Genomic DNA, 2,061 nt, shown 5'->3' on the forward strand with positions numbered 1-2,061 from the left:
ATTGCCTAGTCTAACAGTAAGTTTACTTAATGTATGGTTAAACGGGAGGATTAATCTTTCGATGACTTACGTGTTGAAAGTAATTTTCTTATATTAAATTGTCATGAATCATATCCGTGAACTGCCGAATAGGTAGAAATCTAAACTAATAAAATATACAATAATTTCAAATTATTGTATAGTATTTTAATTTTTAAACAATTGAGGATTATAATTTTCAAAGACTACTGTGAAGTAGCTGATAATAAACGAACCACATTTATTCGTGCTCAAGAACAATTAACTGCTGAATAAGTAGATCTTTTTAGTTGCCAAACTTACGGCAATAAATCTCTCACATCACATTCGAAAACTGCAGCTAACTGATATGCCTTTTCGAGTGTGATGTTTACTTTTCCACATTCAATTCTCCTAACATAACATCTGTCAATGTTTACTTGTAAAACCAGTTACTCCTGAGGCACACCTTGTTCTCGGCGTTTATTACGTGGGTCGATACCAAATCGTCTAGCTAAGTATTTCTTTTAATTCAAACCACAAAATGAAAAAACTGAATAGACACCAAATCAGTAGACACTCTTTAACTTACTTTCATATTGTTTTTCATACTCTACTAGCGACAGTCGGCGTTTAATGTTGTAGAACATCTCAATATATTCGAATATGTCCATGCAAGCTTCTTCTCGAGTGCTGTAGATTTTCCCTTTTGAGTAACTGGAAAAAACTCTCTGCAACTGCATTATCGTGATAGTGACCAAGACAACTCATACTCAATTCAAGACTATGCTATTTCAAAAACTTGTCCCAGTCGTGCCTGGTATATTGGCTTCCTTAGTCTGAGTGAACGAGTACTTCATCTATTGGTGAACGATGCCAAATCGCCATCAGCAAAGCATCAAGGACAAGCTCCTTGGTTATTCTACTTTTCATTGACCAACCGATTATCCGTCGAGAAAATAGAGCCACAACAATCGCCAGATACAGCCAACCTTCATGTGTTTTGATGTAAGTAATCTCAGTTACCCACGCTTGATTGGGCGAATGTGGATTAAGCTCTCGGCAAGTTTATTAAATACAATGATATTTTCAACACCACTTTTGGGGAGTGGCTTTCGATAACCTCTTTATGACTGAATACCTTCTCGCTTCATCAAACGATGAACTTGGTTAACCCCACACAGATTTCTCCTTCATCTCGCTGGTCGCTGTAGATTTTTAGATAACCATATACACAGCCTGACTCCAGCCAAAATTGCTTTATCAGTCAGAGACTTATATTTTCGTCATTTTTCTTGTCTACTGTCTAGATTGTTTAGCGTTTAGCGTTTAGCGTTTAGCGTTTAGCGTTTAGCCAAGAATAGTAACTACTTGGATGAACTCCAAAGACTTTACACATGAGTCGAACAGACTAAATGGTCTGATTCACTTTAATAAAGGCGTACCTCAGTCAGACTGGCTTGCGAAGTACACTGCGGCTTTTTTTAGTATGTATCGCTCTTCTGTTACCCTCTGCAATTCCTTTTTAAGTCGACGAATTTCAGCACTTTCATCAGATTGAGCTTGGTATTGTGAGATGTTCGGACCGTATAGTTTAACCCACGCATACAAACTGTGGCTCGTTGTTCCTAGTCGAGCTGCAACATCAGCCACACTATGACCTTTTTCAGTCACTTGTTTGACTGCTTCATTCTTCTGGATATCTCTAGCGGCCCATAAGCAACTCTCTATTAGTCATTTTGTCTAACTAAAAGGTGTCTATCAAGTCGGTGGCTATTCAGGGTTCCCAACTAAGAAATCGTAGGAATGATACCTACGGAGGAATAGTTTCGCCTGATTGAAATTACGAAATAGTGGTTAGTATATAGTTATCATGGTGCGAATAGATATGCCTAGTTAACCCATTAATTTGGATAAAATTATCTTAGCTAAATATGACTGTATGTTCATTTATGTCTAGAACATTCACAATTGGCACTTCGGTACTCATGTAATCTCACTAGCACAAGTTTGCCCCATTATCATTCAGAGCAAATACTCATTCATATCGTATTAACGTGATTT

General features: G+C 37.3%; 1 pseudogene. It reads right to left on the reverse strand.

Annotated features, from left to right (window positions below):
• Positions 1–566: 566 nt before the first annotated feature.
• Positions 567–1,714: pseudogene (locus I3255_RS13865) on the reverse strand (IS3 family transposase).
• Between the last annotated feature and the right edge of the window lie 347 nt (positions 1,715–2,061).

Origin of the sequence: Psychrobacter sp. Ps6 (genome assembly GCF_022129235.1) — a bacterium.
In the GTDB taxonomy this organism is placed as follows: domain Bacteria; phylum Pseudomonadota; class Gammaproteobacteria; order Pseudomonadales; family Moraxellaceae; genus Psychrobacter.